Consider the following 20,540-nt stretch of genomic DNA (forward strand, 5'->3'; position numbering starts at 1 on the left):
CCATGGAAACCATCCTCCTCTTTGCCCCGCTAGTCGGCGCAATTATCTGCGGCTTCGGCCACAAGATGATCGGTGAGAAAGCCGCCACCGTAACCGCCACGGCGCTGCTGTTTCTGTCAGCGCTGCTCAGCTGGATCACCTTCCTGTCGTTTGACGGGGTCACCCAGAACATCGAGATCTTCCGCTGGATCGAAAGCGGCTCGCTGTCGACCTCCTGGGCGATCCGCCTGGATCGGCTGACCGCGATCATGCTGATCGTGATCACCACGGTATCCTCGCTCGTGCACCTCTACTCCTTCGGGTACATGGACCATGACCCGCAGTGGAAAGAGGGCGAAAGCTACAAGCCGCGCTTCTTTGCCTATCTTTCGTTCTTCACCTTCGCAATGCTGATGCTGGTGACGTCGGACAACCTGGTGCAGATGTTCTTCGGCTGGGAAGGCGTGGGCGTGGCCTCCTACCTGCTGATCGGCTTCTACTACCGCAAGCCAAGCGCCAATGCGGCGGCGATGAAGGCCTTCATCGTGAACCGTGTGGGCGACTTCGGCTTTGCGCTGGGGATCTTCGGTCTGTTCTTCCTGACCGACAGCATCAACCTGTCTGACATCTTTGCCGCAGCGCCGACGCTGGCAGAGACCCAGGTGTCCTTCCTGTGGACCGAATGGAACGCGGCGAACCTGCTGGCCTTCCTGCTGTTTGTCGGCGCGATGGGCAAATCGGCACAGCTGCTGCTGCACACCTGGCTGCCGGACGCGATGGAAGGCCCGACCCCGGTGTCGGCGCTGATCCACGCGGCAACCATGGTGACCGCGGGTGTGTTCCTGGTCTGCCGGATGTCGCCGCTGATGGAATTTGCGCCTGAAGCCACTGCATTCATCACCGTGATGGGCGCAGCCACGGCATTCTTTGCGGCGACCGTCGGGCTGGTTCAGAACGACATCAAGCGCGTGATCGCCTATTCGACCTGTTCGCAGTTGGGCTATATGTTCGTGGCCGCTGGCGTCGGCATGTATTCCGCTGCCATGTTCCACCTGTTCACCCACGCGTTCTTCAAGGCGATGCTGTTCCTTGGCGCCGGTTCGGTGATCCACGCGATGCATCACGAGCAGGACATGCGCCATTATGGCAACCTGCGCAAAAAGATCCCGTGGACCTTCCGCGCGATGATGATCGGCACGCTGGCAATTACCGGCGTTGGTATCCCGCTCAGCGGCTGGGTTGGCTTTGCCGGCTTCGTCTCCAAGGACGCCATCATCGAAAGCGCCTATGCGGGCGGCTCGATGTTCGGCTTCTGGGCGCTGGTAATCGCGGCCTTCATGACCTCCTTTTACTCGTGGCGCCTGATGTTCATGACCTTCTACGGCGAGGCGCGCGGGGACAAGCACACCCACGACCACGCGCATGAAAGCCCCTGGACCATGCTGGTGCCGCTGGGCGTGCTGGCGGTGGGCTCGATCACCGCAGGCATGATCTGGTACGGCAGCTTCTTCGGCCACGCCGATCAGGTCGGCAAGTTCTATGGCATCCCGGTGGCGGAAGCCTCCGCTGCGGATCATGGCGAAGAGGCCGCGCATGGCGAAACCGCTACCCTTGGCGAGGAAGCTGCGCACGGCGAAGAGGCTGCTCACGGCGGCGAAGGCGAGCACCACTATGTGTTTGCCGGCCAGCCGGGCGAGGGAGCGCTCTATATCGCGCCGGACAACCACATCCTGGAGGAGGCCCACGCGGCGCCGAAATGGGTGAAGCTGTCGCCGTTTGCAGCGATGCTGGGCGGCCTGCTCCTGGCGCTGTGGTTCTACATCTGGAATCCGTCGCTGCCGAAGCGCCTGGCCGAACAGCAGCGTCCGCTGTATCTGTTCCTGCTCAACAAATGGTACTTTGACGAAATCTATAACGTGATCTTCGTCAAACCGGCCTTGGCCCTGGGCCGCTTCTTCTGGAAGCGCGGCGACGGCGGAACCATCGACGGCTTCCTCAATGGCCTTGCCATGGGCGTTGTGCCCTTCTTCACCCGTCTCGCCGGACGCGCACAGTCCGGGTACATCTTCACTTACGCCTTCTGGATGGTGCTGGGCATTGCAGCCCTGGTCACCTGGATGTCGATCGGCGGAGGAGCGCACTGATGGACAATCTCCTTTCTATTGTCACCTTCATCCCGGCGCTCGCGGCGGCCATCCTGGCCCTGTTCCTGCGCGGCGAGGATAAGGCGGCGCAGCGCAACGCCAAGTTTGTTGCGCTCTTTGCCACCACGATCACCTTCCTGGTGAGCCTTGGCATCTATTTCGAGTTCGATCCCGCCAACACCGGTTTCCAGTTCGTGGAAGAGGCGGAGTGGATTTTCGGGCTGAAGTACAAGATGGGCGTTGACGGCATTTCGGTGCTCTTCGTGCTGCTGACCACCTTCATCATGCCGCTGACCATTCTGGCCAGCTGGAACGTCACCACCCGCGTCAAGGAATACATGGTGGCCTTCCTGCTCCTGGAGACCCTGATGCTGGGTGTCTTCATGGCGCTGGACCTGGTGCTGTTCTACCTGTTCTTCGAGGCGGGCCTCATTCCGATGTTCCTTATCATCGGCATCTGGGGCGGCAAGGAGCGGATCTACGCCTCCTTCAAGTTCTTCCTCTACACCTTCTTCGGCTCGGTGCTGATGCTGGTGGCGATGGTCTTCATGTATGTGGATGCCGGCACCACCGATATCGAAACCCTGTTGACCCACAGTTTCTCGGCGGCGTCGTTTGACGTGCTGGGCGTCCACATCGTCGGCGGCGCGCAGACGCTGATGTTCCTGGCCTTCTTTGCCTCCTTCGCGGTGAAGATGCCGATGTGGCCGGTCCACACCTGGCTGCCGGACGCCCACGTTCAAGCGCCGACCGCGGGGTCCGTGGTGCTGGCGGCGATTCTGCTGAAGATGGGCGGCTACGGCTTCCTGCGCTTCAGCTTGCCGATGTTCCCGGTGGGCGCCGACGTCATGACCGATGTGGTCCTGTGGATGTCCGCGATTGCAGTGGTCTACACCTCGCTGGTGGCGATGGTGCAGGAGGACATGAAGAAGCTGATTGCCTATTCCTCGGTTGCGCACATGGGCTTTGTCACCATGGGCATCTTTGCCGCCAACCAGCAGGGCATCGACGGCGCCATCTTCCAGATGCTGTCGCACGGCTTCATCTCCGCCGCGCTCTTCCTTTGCGTTGGCGTGATCTATGACCGGATGCACACCCGCGACATCGACGCCTACGGCGGCCTGGTGATCCGGATGCCGGCTTATGCGCTGGTCTTCATGTTCTTCACCATGGGCAACGTCGGCCTGCCGGGCACCTCCGGCTTCATCGGCGAATTCCTGACCCTGATGGGCACCTTCCAGAAGAACACCTGGGTGACCGCGGTTGCGGCGACCGGTGTGATCTTCTCGGCCGGCTATGCGCTGTGGCTCTACCGCCGCGTGGTGTTCGGCGACCTGATCAAGGGCAGCCTGATGGGCATCAAGGACATGTCCGCGCGCGAACGCTTCGTCTTTGCGCCGCTGATCGCCATGACCCTGATCCTGGGCGTCTACCCGGCGGTGGTCACCGACATCATCGGCCCCTCGACCGAGGCGCTGATTGCAAACTTCAACCAGTCTCTGGCGGCGGCCGACACCTCGGCCGCCACCCAGATTGCTTCGCATTAAGGGAGCATCAGGCAGATGATCCAAGCTGATCTTACTGTAATCCTGCCAGAGATCGTTCTGGCGCTGTACGCCATGGCCGCGCTGATCGGCGCGGTCTACACCGGCAAGGACACGCTGGCCGCCCCGCTGGTCTGGAGCACTGCGGCGCTGATGGCCGTGGTGGCCTTCTGGATCGCCACCAGCCCGGCCGGCACCCAGACCGCTTTTGGCGGCATGTTCATCGACGACAGCTTCTCGCGCTTTGCCAAGGTGGCGCTGCTCTTGGGCGCGTCCGCTGTTTTGCTGATTGGCCAGGACTACATGGCGCGCCGCGGCATGCTGAGGTTCGAATACCCGGTTCTGGTGGCACTGGCTGCCGTCGGCATGATGATGATGGTGTCCGCAGGCAACCTGATGTCCCTCTACATGGGGCTGGAGCTGCAGTCGCTGTCGCTTTACGTCGTGGCCGCCATGCGCCGCGACAGCGTCAAGTCGACCGAGGCGGGCCTCAAGTACTTCGTTCTGGGCGCGCTGTCCTCCGGCCTGCTGCTGTACGGTGCCTCGCTGGTCTACGGCTTTGCCGGCACCACCCAGTTCGCGGGCATCATCCAGGTGGCGGAGCAGGGCCACATGTCCCTCGGCATGCTGTTTGGCCTGGTGTTCATGATCTCGGGTCTTGCGTTCAAGGTTTCGGCGGTGCCCTTCCACATGTGGACCCCGGACGTCTACGAAGGCTCTCCGACCCCGGTCACCGCCTTCTTTGCCACCGCGCCCAAGGTAGCGGCGATGGGCCTTTTCGCCCGCGTGCTGCATGACGCCTTTGGCGGCGCCATTGCCGACTGGCAGCAGATCATCGTGGTGCTGTCGGTGCTGTCGATGTTCCTGGGCGCCATCGCGGCGATCGGCCAGCGCGACATCAAGCGCCTGATGGCCTTCTCCTCGATCGCTCACATGGGCTATGCGATGATCGGCCTGGCAGCGGGCACCGAGGCGGGCATCACCGCGATGCTGGTTTACCTCGCGATTTACGTGACCATGAACATCGGCACCTTTTCCTTCATCCTGATGCTGCAGAAGGACGGCAAGCCGGTCACTGACATTCTGGCCCTGAACCAGTTCGCCGCGCGCGAGCCGGGCAAGGCGCTGGCGGTGCTGATCCTGATGTTCTCGCTGGCAGGCGTGCCGCCGATGCTGGGCTTCTTTGCCAAGTTCGGCGTGTGGCAGGCGGGTGTGGATGCGGGGCTGATGGGGCTGGTCGTGGCCTCCGCCATCGCCTCGGTGATCGGCGCGTTCTACTACCTGCGCATTGTCTTCTACATGTACTTCGGCACCGGCGAAGACGATGTCGAGGCCAAAGGCTCGCCGGTGCTGACTGTTGCGCTGATGGCGTCTGCCGCGATGATGCTGGTCGGGCTGGTTTACCAGTTCGGCGTGGACACTGCGGCGGCTGCCGCCGCAGCAACCCTTGTAAATTGATCTGCTTTTCAGGCAGGCTGGAAAGGCCCGGTCACGCGACCGGGCCTTTTCGCACTTTCGAGGAATGAGATGAGCTGGCCAGCAGGATATGGAAAACGGGTGCTTGCCGAAGTGGACAGCACCCTCAATGAGGCTGCCCGCATCGCCGGGGAACTGGCGGGACCGGAGTGGATCCTGGCGCTGCGCCAGACCCAGGGAAGGGGTCGCCGCGGCCGCGACTGGAAGGACCCCAAGGGCAACTTTGCCGCCACCCTGGTGATGCGCCCCGAAGGCACCCCGGATCAGGCGGCGCTGCGCAGCTTTGTTGCCGCCCTGGCCGTTTACGATGCCTGCGTCGCAGTGACGGGCCGCAGCGAGGGGCTGTCTCTGAAGTGGCCCAACGACGTGCTGCTGAAGGGCGGTAAGCTGGCGGGCATCCTGCTGGAAAGCGCGGGCAACGGGCAGGGGGTCAACCACCTGTTTGTCGGCATCGGTGTCAATCTGGTGGAAACCCCGATGCAGGAATGGCTGGAACCCGGCGCGGTCTACCCGGTGTCGCTGCTGTCGGAAACCGGCGTGCAGGTCACGCCGGAGGAGTTTCTGGAGGCCGTCGCCGGCGCGTTCGCCCGCTATGAGCAGCAGTTTGCGACCTACGGGTTTGAGCCGATCCGCACCGAATGGCTGGCGCGCGCCGCCAAGCTGGGCGAGGTGATCACCGCCAAGACCGCCAGCTCGGAAACCGAGGGCACCTTTGAAACGGTGGACGCCAGCGGCAACCTTGTCCTAAACACCGCCAAGGGCCGCGTCAGCATTCCCGCGGCCGACATCTATTTCTAGGAAGGGGCAGCAATGCTTCTGGCAGTTGATTGCGGCAACACAAACACCGTCTTCTCGATCTATGACGGGGAAAAGTTCATCGCTCTGTGGCGCACCGCCACCGACTGGAAGCGCACTGCCGACCAGTATTATGTCTGGCTGAACACGCTGATGCGGCTGCAGGGGATCGAGGCGGATATCACCGACATGATCGTCTCTTCCACCGTGCCGCGGGTGGTGTTCAATCTGCGGGTGCTGGCGGACCGCTACTTCAACACGCGGCCTTTGGTGGTGGGCAAGCCCGAATGTCTTCTGCCGGTCTCGGTGCGGGTGGACGAGGGCACCGCCGTCGGTCCCGACCGGCTGGTCAACACGGTTTCGGGGTTCGACACCTACGGCGGCAACCTGATCGTGGTGGATTTCGGCACCGCCACCACCTTTGACGTGGTGGCCGAGGATGGCGCCTATGTCGGCGGGGTGATTGCGCCGGGTGTGAACCTGAGCCTGGAAGCGCTGCACCAGGCCGCCGCGGCGCTGCCCCACGTGGACATTTCCAAGCCGCAAAATGTCATCGGCACCAACACCGTCGCCTGCATGCAATCCGGCGTGTTCTGGGGCTACGTTGGCCTCGTGCGCGAAATCTGCGCCCGTATCAAGGCTGAGCGCGCAGTACCGATGAAAGTGATCTCAACAGGCGGGCTGGCGCCTCTGTTCCAGCAATCTGCCGATCTGTTTGACGCATATGAGGACGATCTCACCATGCATGGGCTGCAGATCATCCATAAATACAACAAGGAAAATGGTACTGACGCATGAGCAGTGAAAGATTGATCTACCTGCCCCTCGGCGGGGCGGGTGAAATTGGCATGAATGCCTATGTCTATGGCTACGGCCCCAAGGACAAGGAACGCCTGGTTCTGGTCGACCTGGGCGTGACCTTCCCCGATATGGACACCACCCCGGGCGTGGATTTGATCATGCCCGACATCACCTGGCTGAAGCAACGCGCCGACCGGCTGGAGGGGATCTTTATCACCCACGGGCATGAGGACCACATTGGCGCCATTGCCCATATGTACGGGCATCTGAACGTGCCCGTCTACGCCCGCGCCTTCACCGCTAATCTGGCGCGCCGCAAGATGGAGGAGGCAGGCCACGACCCGGCCAATGTGCATACCGTGCAGGCCTGGCCCGAGGTGACCAGACTTGGCCCCTTCACCATCGGCGTTGCGCCGATGAGCCACTCGATCCCCGAAAGCGGCGGACTGGTGATCGACAGCCCGGCAGGGCGGGTGGTGCACACCGGCGACTTCAAGCTGGACGCAAACCCGCTGGTGGGCGAACCCTTTGACCCGGAGATGTGGGCGCAGATTGCAGGAGACGGCGTTCAGGCGCTGGTCTGCGATTCCACCAATGTGTTCTCGCAGCACCCGGGCCGTTCGGAATCCGAACTGCCGGAGGAGATCACCAAGCTGTTTGCTGAGGCCAAGGGACTGGTGGCCGCGACCACTTTTGCCTCCAACGTGGCCCGTGTGAAAACCCTCGCCGTGGCTGCCGAGAAGGCGGGACGTTCCGTGGTCCTTCTGGGCCGCGCCATGCGCCGCATGATCGAGGCGGCGGTCGAAACCGGCGTGCTGACGGAGTTCCCGAAGACGATCAGCCCCGAGGACGCCGCCAACGTGCCGCGTGACAACCTGATGCTGATCACCACCGGCAGCCAGGGCGAACGCCGCGCCGCCAGCGCGCAGTTGGCGCGCGGCAAATACCGCGGGCTGGAGCTGAAGGAGGGCGATCTGTTCCTGTTCTCCTCCAAGACCATCCCGGGCAACGAGAAGGGTGTCATCCGCATCATCAACCAGTTTTCCGAAATGGGGGTGGATGTGGTCGATGACAGCTCCGGCCTTTACCACGTCTCGGGCCATGCCAACCGTCCGGACCTGGAGGAGGTGCACCGCCTCTTGAAACCCAAGATGCTGATCCCGATGCATGGCGAGCACCGCCACCTGCGCCAGCACGCCCGTCTGGGCGAGGAAAAGGGCATCGCCAGCGCCGTTGTTGTCAACGGCATGATGATGGACCTGACAGGCGACGTGCCGAAGGTGACCGAATGGATCGAAACCGGGCGCACCTATCTGGACGGCACCGTCAAATACGGCGCCATGGACGGGATCGTGCGCGACCGTATCCGCATGGCTCTGAACGGCCATGTGCTGGTGACGGTGATCCTGGACGAGGAAGACGAGCCGCTGGGCGAACCCTGGTGCGACGTCAAGGGCCTGCCCGAAACCGGCACCTCAAACGCGGCACTGGTCGAGGTGATGGAAGAAGACCTGAACCAGTTCCTGATGCGGGCAGGCGCCAAGACCCTGCGCGATGACGACAAGCTGGAGCAGGAGCTGCGCCGCATCGCCCGCCAGAGCGCCTTCAGCGAGATCGGTAAGAAGCCAGAGGTCACGGTGGTGGTCAGCCGCATGCGCTGATCCCGCCGGGCCGGACCTTGCAGGGCAGGGCAGTGCTCCCGCCCGGCCCAAGCTGCATCAAAGATGCAGCAGGCCCCGTTGGGCCAGGCGCCGCGTGCCCCGACGGGCCCGCGGCGTGGGCGCAGAAAGCCAGCGCTAGGCAACGAAAAACGCCGCGGCCCCCAGGGGCACGCGGCGTTTTCAATTCCGTGCGGCTGCCGGAATCCGGCAGGCGTCTCAGCCGTGCAGCGGGCGGGCGCAGCTGGGGCAGGAGATGACCTTGCGCGGCGCGCGGACAAGAGCGCGGAACAAGCTGCGCATCATGCTGGCAAATGCCTCTGCGCGCAGCTCATGGGCGCGGGCCTCGATGGCCTGGAATTGGGAGATCGTCAGGGTTTTGGTGTCAGTGGTGTTCATGGCTTAGCCCATCGTCAATGGCGCGTTTCTGTGTTGCGATCCCTATACGCCCGTTGCCGCAGGCTGACACCGGCCAAGATCGAAGACCCGGTATGCTGCAACTGCAAAGGTCACTATGCTGCGGCTGCATGGCCGCTGAGGGCAGCGCAGCTGGGAAGCCACCAACGAAAAAGGCCGCTCCGAAGAGCGGCCCTGAAACGTTCTGTTGCGCTGCTTAGCTGGCGCGGCGTTCGGCAAAGCTGAGCGCGATGAAGCTAGGCAGGTGGTCGCCCATGCCAACCACGGCCTTGTCGTCGCGCTTGCTGTATTTCCCGCGCGAGGACGCGCGCTCGGGCTTCTGCGCAGCCTTGTCCTCCTTGCGGGGGGCACGCGATCCGGTGTCTGCCTTGGCAGTGTCCTGCTTGGCTGTGTCCGGCTTCGCAGCGTCCGGCTTGGCAGACCGGGAGGGCTTTTCCTGTTTCGGTTCGGGCTTGACCGGGTTGTCCAGGCGCTTGATCTCCTTCTGGATCAGCTTCTCCACTGCATCCAGCGCCTTTTCGTCGCGCGGAGTGCAGATGGTGATCGCCTTGCCCTCGCGGCCGGCACGGCCGGTGCGGCCGATCCGGTGGACGTAATCCTCGGCGTGGCCAGGCACGTCGAAATTGAACACATGGCTGACGCTGGGCACGTCCAGGCCGCGTGCGGCCACATCCGAGGCCACCAGGATACGCAATGACCCCTCACGGAAGGAATCCAGCGTCCTGGTCCGCTGGCTCTGGTCCAGGTCGCCATGGATTGCGGCGGCGTCATAGCCGTATTTCTTGAGCGATTTCGCGCAGATATCCACATCCGTCTTGCGGTTGCAGAAGATGATGCCGTTGGTCAGCTTGTCGCCTTCGCCGTCGATCAGGGCGCGCAGAACCGTGCGCTTCTCGCTGCCCTCGCGGTCGCGGCGCGACGGTTTGACTTGCACCACGGCCTGTTCGATGGTTTCCGAGGCAGTCGCCTGGCGCGCCACCTCGATACGGGCCGGACCCGACAGGAAGGTGTTGGTGATCCGCTCGATCTCCGGCGCCATGGTGGCGGAGAAGAACAGCGTCTGGCGGGTAAACGGCGTCAGCGAGAAGATGCGTTCGATATCCGGGATGAAGCCCATGTCGAGCATCCGGTCGGCCTCATCCACCACCATGATCTGCACGCCGGTGAGCAGGAGCTTGCCGCGCTCGAAATGGTCCAGCAACCGGCCCGGGGTCGCGATCAGCACATCGACGCCCTTGTCGATCAGCGCGTCCTGCTCCTTGAAGGACACACCGCCAATCAGCAGCGCCTTGGTGAGCTTCACATGCTTGGCATAGGTGTCGAAGTTTTCCGCCACCTGAGCGGCCAGCTCGCGGGTGGGGCACAGCACCAGGCTGCGCGGCATCCGGGCCCGGGCGCGGCCGCGGGCCAGAAGGGTGATCATCGGCAGCGTGAAGGACGCGGTCTTGCCGGTGCCGGTTTGGGCGATTCCCAGAACATCGCGCCCTTCCAGCGCAGGCGGGATTGCCCCGGCCTGGATCGGCGTTGGGGTTTCATAACCAGCTTCCTCAATAGCTTTGAGGACCTTGGGATTCAGGTTCAGATCGGTAAATTTTGTCATCTGTGTCCGTCATTGCGGACACTGACCTGGCCCGCGCGTGTGTGTTCCAGCCGGATCCGCAAATGGTCATGCGGGATGGCAGCTTCCGGCTCGTTGCGGGGCATATCAAAATCCTGGGCGATCGTCAATTAATGCTGGATTTTACAGTATTTTCGCCTGTGAACTATGCAGAAAGGAAACAAATCAGCCAGAATCCGGGCAGTGTTCTGCCAATTGCGGTGCTGCGGCCGGGCCGGCGAATCTGTTGGCGGCCGCAGCAGGACGCAGGAAAAACGCCCGGAGGGCCGGGCGTTTTTTGTTAAACCATCATTTCCTTGGTCGCGGTCAGTTTCAGATCGGGGTAGTCGCGCACGACCCGGTCGATGTCCCACTGCAGCCGCGTCAGATAGACGATGTCGCCGTCGTGGTCATGGGCGATGTGCTGCTTGTTGGCGTTGATGAACTTGTCCACCGCCGCCTTGTCGCCGCTGACCCAGCGTGCGCTGGTGAACTGGCTTGCCTCAAACCGCACCGGCAGGCCGTATTCCATCTCGATCCGGCTCGCCAGCACCTCGAACTGCAGCTGGCCGACCACGCCGACGATGAAGCCGGAGCCGATCGAGGGTTTAAACACCTTGGCCGCGCCTTCCTCGGCAAACTGCATCAGTGCCTTTTCCAGGTGCTTGGCTTTCATCGGATCACCCGCGCGCACCGTCTGCAGCAGCTCCGGCGCAAAGGAGGGGATGCCGGTCACCCGGATCGCCTCGCCCTCGGTCAGCGTGTCGCCGATGCGCAGCTGGCCGTGGTTCGGGATGCCGATGATGTCGCCAGCCCAGGCTTCCTCGGCCAGCTCCCGGTCGGAGGCCAGGAACAGCACCGGGTTCGACACCGCCATCGGCTTCTTGGTGCGCACATGCGTCAGCTTCATGCCGCGCTTGAAATGGCCCGAGGCCACCCGCACAAAGGCCACCCGGTCGCGGTGCTTGGGGTCCATGTTGGCCTGCACCTTGAACACGAAACCGGCGACCTTCTTTTCTTCCGGGCTCACCTGGCGCGGCTCAGCCGACTGGGGCTGCGGCTCGGGGCCGTATTTGCCGATCCCGTCCATCAGCTCCTTGACGCCAAAGGAGTTGATCGCGGAGCCGAACCAGATCGGGGTCATGTGGCCTTCAAGCACCGACTGCGGGTCCAGCGCGGGCAGCAGCTCGCGCGCCATTTCGACCTCTTCCAGCAGCTTCTCAAGCAGGTGCTCCGGCACGTGTTCGGCCAGCTTGGGGTCGTCCAACCCGTTGATCTGGATACTTTCCGCCACCTTGTTACGGTCGGCGCGGTCCATCAGCTCCAGCCGGTCGCGCAGCATGTCGTAACAGCCGATGAAATCGCGGCCCACCCCGATGGGCCAGCTGGCGGGGGTCACGTCGATCGCCAGCATCTCTTGGATTTCATCAATGATCTCAAAGGTGTCCCGGCTCTCGCGGTCCATCTTGTTACAGAAGGTCAGGATCGGCAGGTCGCGCAGGCGGCAGACCTCGAACAGCTTCTGGGTCTGGCTTTCCACGCCCTTGGCGCCGTCGATCACCATCACCGCCGCGTCCACCGCCGTGAGCGTGCGATAGGTGTCCTCGGAGAAATCCGAGTGGCCCGGCGTGTCCACCAGGTTGAAGCGAAAGCCGCTGAAATCGAACGACATTGCGGATGCCGAGACGGAAATGCCGCGGTCCTTCTCCATCTGCATGAAGTCCGAGCGCGTGCGCCGCGCCTCGCCCTTGGCGCGCACCTGTCCGGCCATCTGAATCGCACCGCCATAGAGCAGGAACTTTTCAGTCAGCGTGGTCTTGCCGGCGTCCGGGTGCGAAATGATCGCAAAGGTCCGGCGCCGCGCAATTTCGGGCGGCAGTTCGGGGCGGTTTGCAGCGGTGTCCAACATGAGCGCGCGTATAGCAGGAATGCCGGAAGAGGCAAGAAAAACAGGGGGTGCCACGCGTGCACCCCCCCGTACACCCCCTGTGCACCGGGCGGCTGCCCTTTGAAAAGGTGTTGCGTTTCCTGCGCACGCCCCGCTTGCCGGGACTTAACCGGACTAGGGCAGGGTTGGGATCAGCGCGGGAGTGCCGCCCCGCTGCGAACCGCCGCCATCAAGGGGACGCCACGGGATGCCCAGCAAGCAATATTACGACAATGAGATGCAGCTGGAGCTGGACGCGCTGCAGCAGAAGCTGCGCCGCGACTGGCTGGACAAGAGCCTGCCGGAGGATTGGGACGGCATCCTGAGCTGGGAGCGGCTGGACAAGCCCAAGACCCGGGTGACGATCCGGCTGGACGCGGACATGGTCAAATGGTTCCGCAAGCTGGGCCCGAACTATGGCCGCCGCATCAACTCGATCCTGCGGATCTACTGGCTGGCGCTGCTGGCCGGGCATATCCAGGCCCATGACAAGGACAAAACGGTCCTGCGCATTGCCGCGCGGGCGCGGGAGATGCAGCGCGACCTGCAGAGGCGCGGGGTGGGGGAGTGAGGGGGCGTCTAACTTATTGAAAAACAGCTATAAGTGTATTGGGGGCTGGGCTTGCAAGCGCAGCAGGAACGTGCAATTAGCACTCTGCGTTCCTTAGGAGGTTGGGCGATGACAAAAATTGTGTCTCTGTACAATAATAAGGGTGGCGTTGCGAAAACAACAACTCTGTTCAACATGTCGGTGCTGCTTTCCCAGCGAGGCAAGAAAGTGTTGCTTGTTGACTGCGACCCTCAATGCAATTGTACAGAATTGTTCTTCTGCTCGAGTGAAGATTTTGAAGATCCGGAGGTTCCCCTGCCTGGAACCAGTATTTACGAAGCACTTCGCCCTCGATTCGACGGTGATGCTTCTAGGGTTGATGCGCAAAAAGTGTCGTTGTCTGAGTCCTCGCTATACGACAATCTTTTCATTCTGAGAGGTGACATAAATTTCTCAAGAGCGGAGCAGTATTTTTCGAATGCCATCGCGCAGGCTGTAACGGAGTCAATACACGACAAAAACACCTACGCTGTTATGTCGAGGCTGCTGAGGGATCTTGGGGCATACCATGGGTTCGATTACATATTGTGTGATGTAGGCCCCAGCGCTGGTTCGATTACCAGGATGACAATTCTATCTTGTGATGGAATTTTTGTCCCTACTGCGCCTGACAGGTTTTCGTTTCAAGCTGTTCAGGGGATGGGGGCAATTATGGGTGAGTGGTTGCAACGGCATGAAATGATTACGTCTACCTTTGCGCCATACGGAATCGATGCTTCCTTTTCCACCCCGGCATTCTATGGGGCAATTGTGAACAATTACAAGATTCATAAGGTGGGCAAAATGAAGGGTTCCTATCTGAAGTGGGAGGCAATGATTAGGGACAGTTTTATAGAAAACTTACTGTCTGGCGATGGGCGGAAGCTCCAAGTTAGTAATCCGGAGTTAATGAAAAATCCGTTTGTTGCTTCCATTAGGGATGTTGGTCCTACAGCGCCGGTTGCACAAATTGTTGGAAAGGCGATCTTTGATATCGCCCAGAAAGATACGGCGCACGCAACACCTAGCGGAGATTTCTATCGAGGGTCTGTTTGGGCCGGTTGGGTTGAACGAATGGCTGAATATAAGCGTCAGATCGAAAGTATTGTTGAGGCAATTGTATGAGTGGAGCAGCTACGCCACACGCATTCGTATCGCTTCTTGATGTTCTGGGATACCGGAACAAGATACACAGTGATCGGGAGAACGGACGAGAAGAATTTAAAGATAATTTACTATCTTCCCTTTCAGTTCTTAGCTCTATTAATGAAATGGAGATGAGTTACCAGGCGATCAGTGACACAATTATTTTCTCAGCAATTGGAAGCTCTGGGTTTGAAAAGTTTTTGAAGCACAATTCTGATGTGCACCTTTCTTTCTTGAGGAATGGTCTATTTGTGCGTGGTGGAATTTCGTTCGCTCCCCACTTTAAATCTGGTTCCCTTACTTATAGCCACGCTCTGCCGATTTCCTATGAAATAGAGCAGAGGCAAGCGGTTTATCCAAGGATTGTAATAGACAGGAATATCATTGAAATGTTGAAGCCGGGCGGATTGCTTGCGGACCAATCTGCATCAATTACTTCACAGGAATTGATTTGTGAGGAAAATGGTGTATTTTTCCTAAACTTTGTTGGCAGTGATCTGAAAGATTACTACGATCTTTCACGTGAAATATATGAAAGCGATAGGGAGTTTCTGCAGGGCAAAGAGCATGAGCTTGCAAAGCATAGATGGCTTCAGAATTTCATTGTTTCAATGTCGGGCAAAAAATTGAATCCCTATATTGCACCTGTTCGGGTTTTTAAGTCCTGAAGGAGGATTTCCTTAACTCCGGCCGTCTGAATGGAAGTTTTACCGCAACGACGCCCGCTTCAAGAGCCCCACCGCATCCGGCCTGTTCAGCAGCGACCGGCTCACATCCAGCCCATGCGCGCCGCGCTTGTGGGCGGCGGGCAGGGGGGCGTGCGGGTGTCCTGCGCGCGTGATCCAGATATCCTCCGGCAGCGCCGGGCGGGTGACCGGGTCGAGGAAAGTGCTCTCGGCGGCGATGCCCTCGGCGTAGATGATGTGGTGGCGGTCGAACAGGATCTGGAAGTAATCGGCAAAGCCGCCGTCCAGCACCACCACGCTGTCGCCGTTCACCAGGTCGCGGGCGCGGACCAGGATCTCGGGCGCGCCGGCGCCGATCTCGTCGCTGCGCTGGTAGACCATCAGCCGGTGGCCGGGGCTGACGATCAGGTCGCGGGCGTTGTTCAGGGCGCCCTTGCGGATCAGGACCGGGGCCAGATCGCCGACCGCGCGCAGGGTGGACTGGCCGACCCAGCGCACCTCCTGGATGCCGTCGTCGCGGGTCAGGACGCGGTCGCCGGGGCGCATGTCCTCGATCGGGCGCTGCGCGCCGGTGGACAGCGTGATGCGGGTGCCGCGGGTGAAGGAGACGCAGGCCGATTGCGCCAGCTTGCGCCGGGCGGGCTCGCGCACCGCCTTGACCAGCGTGTAGGGCACCTGCGGCTGCAGGGGCGCCAGCGGCACCAGGTAGATGGCGGCGATATAGCCCTCGGCATCGGCCTCGACCAGCACCAGGATCTCGGTGTTGGGGCCGCGGTCGGGCATCAGGGTCAGCAGGCAATCCAGGTGCAGCGCGGCGCCGGGGGTGCCAAGCGCGGAGGCCTCCGCCACAGAGAGGCTGCCGTCGTGACCGGCGGCGATGCCCAGCCGCTGCGGCGCGGAGGCGGCGTCCAGCATGTAGACGTCATCCAGCACCAGATCCTCAAGCACGCCCAGCGGGTCGCCGGCGTTGGCACCGTATTCGACGCGGAAATGCTCGGCCAGGCAGGCCTGGACGGAGGTGTGGCTGGCAGTCAAGGTCTGTCCCATAAGCGGCGTGTGTTTCGTTTCCACTGTGAACCCGCGCGGGGCGCTGTCCAATAGATCTGCTGCAGGAATGTGGCAGAAAGCGGTCCGGAAGGGGCTGATTTTCCGGCGGTTTGACGATTGGCGCGGAGGGCGCGGGGCTGGTCTTCGCCGGGCAGGCGGTGCAAGCTCTGCGGCGACTGAAAAGATTCCCGAGGGAGGACGGCAATGGATCTGGGTATTTCGGGCAAGCGCGCGCTGGTTTGCGCCAGCAGCAAGGGGCTGGGGCTGGGCTGCGCCGAGGCGCTGGCGGAGGCGGGTGTGAACCTGGTGATGAACGCCCGCGGGGCAGAGGCATTGGAGGCGTCGGCGCAGGCGATCCGCGACGCCTATGGCGTCAATGTGGTAACAGTGGCCGCCGATGTGACCACGCCGGAGGGCCAGCAGAAGGTGCTGGAGGCGGCTGAGGGCGTGGACATCCTGGTCACCAATGCGGGCGGGCCGCCGCCGGGCCTGTGGACCGACTGGGACCGCGAGGATTTCATCAAGGCGCTGGACGCCAACATGCTGACCCCGATTGCGCTGATCAAGGCGCTGGTCCCGGGCATGATCGAGCGCGGCTGGGGCCGGGTGGTCAATATCACCTCGGTCTCGGTCAAGTCGCCGGTCCCGGTGCTGGGGCTGTCGAACGCGGCGCGGGCGGGCCTCACCGGCTATGTCGCGGGCACTGCGCGGCAGGTGGCGGGCAAGGGCGTCATTATGAACAACCTGCAGCCGGGCCTCCATGCCACCGACCGGGCCGAAGCGCTGGACGGCGGCGCGGCCAAGGCGCAGGGCATTTCGGTGGAGGACGCCAAGAAGCAGCGCTGCGCCACCATCCCGGCGGGCCGCTATGGCACCCGTCAGGAGTTCGGCGCCACCTGCGCCTTCATGTGCTCGCAGCATGCGGGCTTCATGGTCGGGCAGAACATCCTGCTGGACGGCGGCGCCACCAACACCACGATGTAAGGAGCGCCGCATGGCCAGCGGGTTTTCCCTGAAGGACCAGCTGTTCAACCGCGGCAAGGTCCGCTATCTGGCGGGCCTTTTTTCCGCGGCTGAGGCTGGGTTTGATGCAGAGGCTTTTGAGGCCCAGGTGATGGCGGAGCTGCCGGCGCTGGAGCTGAAGCAGCGAATCGCGCTGATTGCGCAGGTGCTGGCGGACCATCTGCCCGCGGCGCTGCCGGACGCCGCACCTGTTCTTTTGCGGGCGCTGCCGCCGCCGCTGGATCCCGGCAAGACGGACGATGATTTCGGCGATTTCATCTTTGCCCCCTTGGGGGAGTATGTCGCCGCGCGGGGCCTTGAGGCGCACCGGGATCTGTCGCTGGACATGCTGGAGGAAATCACCCAGCGGTTTTCGATGGAATGGGCGATCCGGCCTTTCCTGAACCGCTGGCCGGATGAGGTGCTGGCACGGATGCAGGACTGGGCTGGGCACAGCAGCTATCACGTGCGGCGGCTGGTCAGCGAGGGCACCCGCCCGCGGCTGCCCTGGGGCGAGTCGGTTGGCCTTGCGCTCGACGCCCCGCTGCCGCTTTTGGACCGGCTGCATGGCGATGGCGCCCGCTTTGTCACCCGTTCGGTCGCCAATCATCTGAACGACATTGCCAAGAAGGATCCGGATCTGGTGATGGACCGGCTGCAGCGCTGGCAGCAGGCCGGGCAGCAGCAGCGCAAGGAGCTGGACTGGATGACCGCCCACGCCCTGCGCGGGCTGGTGAAGGCGGGCCATCCGCGGGCGATGGCGATGCTGGGCTACGATCCGGATCTGACGCTGGACGCGCGGATCAGCGTCCCGGAGACCGTGCGCATCGGCGGGGCGCTGGATCTCTCCTGCCGTCTGGACGGGGCTGCGGGCGCGCCGGTGCTGGTCGATTATATCCTGCATTTCCAGCGTCCTGCGGGGAAAACCTCGGCCAAGGTGTTCAAGCTGAAACAGGCAAAGATCAGCGGCGGCACGCTGGAGCTGGGCAAGAAGCACAAGCTGAAGGGGGATGCGACGACCTTCAAGCTGGTGCCGGGGCCGCACCGGATCGAGCTGATGGTGAACGGCAAGGTGCGGGCCGAGGCGGCGTTTGAGCTGCTGCCGGAAGGTTGAGATAACGTAACAACTACTCTTTCGCCTGGCGGCACGCCGGGCAGCGCCCGCCCGCCCCCATGGGCGGGCGCTTCGCTTCCGCCCGCGGACGGGCGCTGCCCTCATAGCTTTGTATCGCACGCTGCTTCACAGTTGCGTCAGTTCACTCGCCGGACCGATTGCCTGGGTGCTTGGGTGCCGCTATCCCGATGGTCCGGAACCATCAGGAGAGGCGCCCCCATGAAACATGAAAACGTGCAGACTTATTACGGCGAGGTGCTGCAGGGCAGCGGCGACCTCCAGACAAACGCCTGCTGCACGCCGGACGACATGCCGGACCATGTGAAGGCTGTGCTGTCAAAGGTCCATGACGAGGTGCTGACCCGCTATTACGGCTGCGGCCTGATTGCGCCGGAGGCGCTGGAGGGCGCGCGCATCCTTGATCTGGGCTGCGGTGCGGGCCGCGACGTCTATGCGCTGTCGGCGCTGGTCGGGGAGCATGGCAAGGTGGTGGGCGTCGACATGACGCCTGCGCAGTTGGAGGTGGCGCGACGCCATCTGGACTACCACGCCGAGGCCTTCGGCTATGCCCGGTCCAACGTCGAATTCCATCACGGCTATATCGAGACGCTGGACGCGCTGGATCTGAAGCCGGGCTCTTTTGACATCATCGTCTCCAACTGCGTGATCAACCTGGCCACCGACAAGGGCGCGGTGCTGCGCGGCGCGTATCATCTTCTGAAAGAGGGCGGGGAGATATATTTCTCCGACGTCTACGCCGACCGCCGGGTGCCGCAGGCGCTGGCGGAGGATGAGGTGCTGTACGGCGAGTGCCTGTCCGGCGCGCTCTATTGGAACGACTTTCTGACGATTGCGAAAGAGGCCGGGTTCAAGGATCCGCGCGTGGTGACCTCGCGGCTTTTGACCATCGAGAATCCGGTGCTGGAGAAGCGGGTGCAGCCGCTGAAGTTCCTGTCGGCGACCTACCGGCTGTTCAAGCTGCCCGCCCTGGAGCCGGCCTGCGAGGATTACGGCCAGGCGGTGATCTACAAGGGCACCATCGAACACGCGCCGCATCGTTTCATGCTGGATGATCATCATGTGATGGAAGCGGGCAAGGTATTCCCGGTCTGCGGCAATACCTGGATGATGCTGCAGGACACCCGCCTGGCGCCGCATTTCGAGTTCATCGGCTCGTTTGAGACCCACTATGGGATTTTCGAGGGGTGCGGCGGCAATTCTCCCTTTAACGGGCTTGAACTGGACGGCGCCGCTCAGGGGTGCTGCTAGAAGGAAGGCCGTAAACCGGGACTTGAAAGCTCAAACAGAGGGCGGCGCCCGGCCCGGCGGGGAGGGCGAGAAGCGCCCGCCCCGTGGGGGGCGGGACGGGCGCTGCCCGGCCTATAGGCCGGGCGGTAGGTTTTTCACGCAGTGCTGACCGCTTGCGGCGGCTGAGCAGGATTGCTATCCCGGCGTGACCCCAAGCGTTTTTATCGGAAAAGCCCCGAGGCCCCATGAACACTGCCCCAGCGAAGATGCACAGCACCATGGCCCCGCCGCGGCTGGAAATCCGCAATATCCGGCGCTTCTTCGAGGGCCGCGCGGTGGTGGATGACGTCTCGCTGAAGATCCGGGCGGGGCAGGTCACCTGCCTCTTGGGGCCGTCGGGCTGCGGCAAGTCCACCACCCTGCGGATGATCGCCGGGGTGGAGATGCAGGACAGCGGCGAAATCTATGTCGATGGCAAGCTGATCTGCGACACCGTGTTCCGGGTGCCGCCGGAGCGGCGCGAGATCGGGCTGATGTTTCAGGACTTTGCCTTGTTCCCGCATCTGAGCGTTGCCGACAACGTGGGCTTCGGCCTGAAGGGCAGCAAGGACGAGAAGCGCGCCCGGGTCGAGGAGCTGTTGAACCGGGTGTCGCTCAAGCGCTTCATCGACGGCTACCCGCACCAGCTGTCGGGCGGCGAGCAGCAGCGGGTGGCGCTGGCCCGCGCGATTGCGCCGCGTCCGCGCATCATGCTGATGGATGAGCCGTTCTCGGGCCTCGATAACCGCTTGCGCGACGGCATCCGGGACGAAACCCTGAGCCTTCTGAAGGAAGAGGACACCGCCGTGCTGCTGGTCACGCATGAGCCGGAGGAGGCGATGCGGATGGCCGACGAGATCGCGCTGATGCGCGGCGGCCGGATCGTGCAGCAGGGCGCGCCCTACAACGTCTACACCCATCCGGTGGACAAGGCGGCAGTTGCGTTCTTCAGCGATGTGAACGTGCTGAAGGCGCAGGTGAACGGTGCGCTGGCACGCACGGCCTTTGGCGAGTTCCTGGCGCCGGGGGTGGCGGACGGCACCGCGGTAGAGATCGTGTTCCGCCCGCAGCATCTGCGCATCGACTTCGACCGCGGCGGCCAGGGGCCGCTGCCCACCCCCAGCGACGGCGTTGCCGCCCGCGCAGTGGTGGAGCGCGCCCGGTTTCTGGGCAGCGAGAGCCTGGTGGAGTTCCGCATGGATTTCGACGGCTCGATCCTCAAGGCGACGGTGCCAAACGTCTTCCTGCCGGAAAAAGGCCGCGTGATGTGGCTGACGGTGCGCCGCAACCGCTGTTTCGTCTTTCCTGCCTGAGGCTTAAGAGGCATTCTG

General features: G+C 62.6%; 18 protein-coding genes. 14 read left to right on the plus strand and 4 right to left on the minus strand.

The features are described from left to right. Positions 1-2 precede the first annotated feature (2 nt). The 6 genes from nuoL (at position 3) to PHA8399_RS20370 (ending at position 8,400) form a co-directional block, all read left to right on the plus strand. Positions 3-2,123 (plus strand): NADH-quinone oxidoreductase subunit L, encoded by a 2,121-nt coding sequence (gene nuoL, locus PHA8399_RS20345; RefSeq protein ID WP_058287917.1) that lies wholly within the window; start codon positions 3-5, stop codon positions 2,121-2,123. Then, a complete protein-coding gene (locus PHA8399_RS20350) occupies positions 2,123-3,670 on the plus strand; it encodes an NADH-quinone oxidoreductase subunit M (RefSeq protein WP_058287918.1) in 1,548 nt (515 codons plus the stop codon). The genes nuoL and PHA8399_RS20350 overlap by 1 nt, the downstream gene beginning before the upstream one ends. 15 nt (positions 3,671-3,685) lie before the next feature. Beyond that, positions 3,686-5,125 (plus strand): NADH-quinone oxidoreductase subunit NuoN, encoded by a 1,440-nt coding sequence (nuoN, locus tag PHA8399_RS20355; protein WP_058287919.1) that lies wholly within the window; start codon positions 3,686-3,688, stop codon positions 5,123-5,125. A gap of 69 nt (positions 5,126-5,194) precedes the next feature. Next, complete coding sequence (locus tag PHA8399_RS20360; RefSeq protein WP_058287920.1) at positions 5,195-5,941, plus strand: biotin--[acetyl-CoA-carboxylase] ligase; 747 nt, start codon at positions 5,195-5,197, stop codon at positions 5,939-5,941. A gap of 12 nt (positions 5,942-5,953) precedes the next feature. Then, positions 5,954-6,736 (plus strand): type III pantothenate kinase, encoded by a 783-nt coding sequence (locus tag PHA8399_RS20365; protein ID WP_058287921.1) that lies wholly within the window; start codon positions 5,954-5,956, stop codon positions 6,734-6,736. Continuing rightward, on the plus strand, positions 6,733-8,400 hold the full coding sequence (locus tag PHA8399_RS20370) for a ribonuclease J (RefSeq protein ID WP_058287922.1): 1,668 nt from the start codon (positions 6,733-6,735) through the stop codon (positions 8,398-8,400). The genes PHA8399_RS20365 and PHA8399_RS20370 overlap by 4 nt, the downstream gene beginning before the upstream one ends. A 216-nt stretch (positions 8,401-8,616) precedes the next feature. Here PHA8399_RS20370 and PHA8399_RS20375 read toward each other — a convergent pair whose 3' ends face one another. Both PHA8399_RS20375 and PHA8399_RS20380 read right to left on the minus strand, forming a co-directional pair. Next, the gene (locus PHA8399_RS20375; RefSeq protein ID WP_058287923.1) at positions 8,617-8,796 is read right to left on the minus strand and encodes an RSP_7527 family protein; all 180 of its coding nucleotides are present in this window, start codon (positions 8,794-8,796) and stop codon (positions 8,617-8,619) included. A 214-nt stretch (positions 8,797-9,010) separates the two neighbouring features. After that, entirely contained in the window at positions 9,011-10,414 is a 1,404-nt protein-coding gene (locus PHA8399_RS20380) for a DEAD/DEAH box helicase (protein ID WP_058287924.1), read from the minus strand. A 2-nt stretch (positions 10,415-10,416) separates the two neighbouring features. Here PHA8399_RS20380 and PHA8399_RS22475 point away from each other — a divergent pair, with 2 nt between their 5' ends. Next, complete coding sequence (locus PHA8399_RS22475; protein ID WP_145977100.1) at positions 10,417-10,716, plus strand: hypothetical protein; 300 nt, start codon at positions 10,417-10,419, stop codon at positions 10,714-10,716. On the opposite strand, the gene PHA8399_RS20385 is transcribed toward PHA8399_RS22475, so the two are convergent. Beyond that, on the minus strand, positions 10,713-12,320 hold the full coding sequence (locus PHA8399_RS20385; RefSeq protein ID WP_058287925.1) for a peptide chain release factor 3: 1,608 nt from the start codon (positions 12,318-12,320) through the stop codon (positions 10,713-10,715). The genes PHA8399_RS22475 and PHA8399_RS20385 overlap by 4 nt on opposite strands. 226 nt (positions 12,321-12,546) lie before the next feature. Here PHA8399_RS20385 and PHA8399_RS20390 point away from each other — a divergent pair, with 226 nt between their 5' ends. The 3 genes from PHA8399_RS20390 to PHA8399_RS22480 are packed head-to-tail and all read left to right on the plus strand — an operon-like array spanning position 12,547 to position 14,741. After that, positions 12,547-12,909 (plus strand): BrnA antitoxin family protein, encoded by a 363-nt coding sequence (locus tag PHA8399_RS20390; RefSeq protein ID WP_058287926.1) that lies wholly within the window; start codon positions 12,547-12,549, stop codon positions 12,907-12,909. Between the two features lie 33 nt (positions 12,910-12,942). Beyond that, positions 12,943-14,052, plus strand: coding sequence for a ParA family protein (locus PHA8399_RS20395; protein WP_208856354.1), 1,110 nt, complete (start codon positions 12,943-12,945; stop codon positions 14,050-14,052). Then, complete coding sequence (locus PHA8399_RS22480) at positions 14,049-14,741, plus strand: hypothetical protein (RefSeq protein WP_145977101.1); 693 nt, start codon at positions 14,049-14,051, stop codon at positions 14,739-14,741. The genes PHA8399_RS20395 and PHA8399_RS22480 overlap by 4 nt, the downstream gene beginning before the upstream one ends. A gap of 39 nt (positions 14,742-14,780) precedes the next feature. Here the strand turns inward: PHA8399_RS22480 and PHA8399_RS20400 are convergent, their stop codons facing one another. Continuing rightward, the gene (locus tag PHA8399_RS20400) at positions 14,781-15,806 is read right to left on the minus strand and encodes a Hint domain-containing protein (RefSeq protein WP_058287928.1); all 1,026 of its coding nucleotides are present in this window, start codon (positions 15,804-15,806) and stop codon (positions 14,781-14,783) included. 204 nt (positions 15,807-16,010) lie between these two features. Between PHA8399_RS20400 and PHA8399_RS20405 the strand changes: the two genes are divergently transcribed. The 4 genes from PHA8399_RS20405 (at position 16,011) to PHA8399_RS20420 (ending at position 20,522) form a co-directional block, all read left to right on the plus strand. Further along, positions 16,011-16,790: an SDR family oxidoreductase gene (locus PHA8399_RS20405; protein ID WP_058287929.1), complete on the plus strand. Its 780-nt coding sequence runs from the start codon at positions 16,011-16,013 to the stop codon at positions 16,788-16,790. 10 nt (positions 16,791-16,800) lie between these two features. Next, on the plus strand, positions 16,801-17,922 hold the full coding sequence (locus PHA8399_RS20410; protein WP_058287930.1) for a YhaZ family DNA alkylation repair protein: 1,122 nt from the start codon (positions 16,801-16,803) through the stop codon (positions 17,920-17,922). A gap of 219 nt (positions 17,923-18,141) precedes the next feature. Beyond that, positions 18,142-19,191: a methyltransferase domain-containing protein gene (locus PHA8399_RS20415; protein ID WP_058287931.1), complete on the plus strand. Its 1,050-nt coding sequence runs from the start codon at positions 18,142-18,144 to the stop codon at positions 19,189-19,191. Between the two features lie 224 nt (positions 19,192-19,415). Continuing rightward, entirely contained in the window at positions 19,416-20,522 is a 1,107-nt protein-coding gene (locus PHA8399_RS20420; protein ID WP_058287932.1) for an ABC transporter ATP-binding protein, read from the plus strand. Positions 20,523-20,540: the final 18 nt, after the last annotated feature.

The sequence above is a fragment of the Leisingera aquaemixtae genome, assembly GCF_001458395.1.
Taxonomy (GTDB): domain Bacteria; phylum Pseudomonadota; class Alphaproteobacteria; order Rhodobacterales; family Rhodobacteraceae; genus Leisingera; species Leisingera aquaemixtae.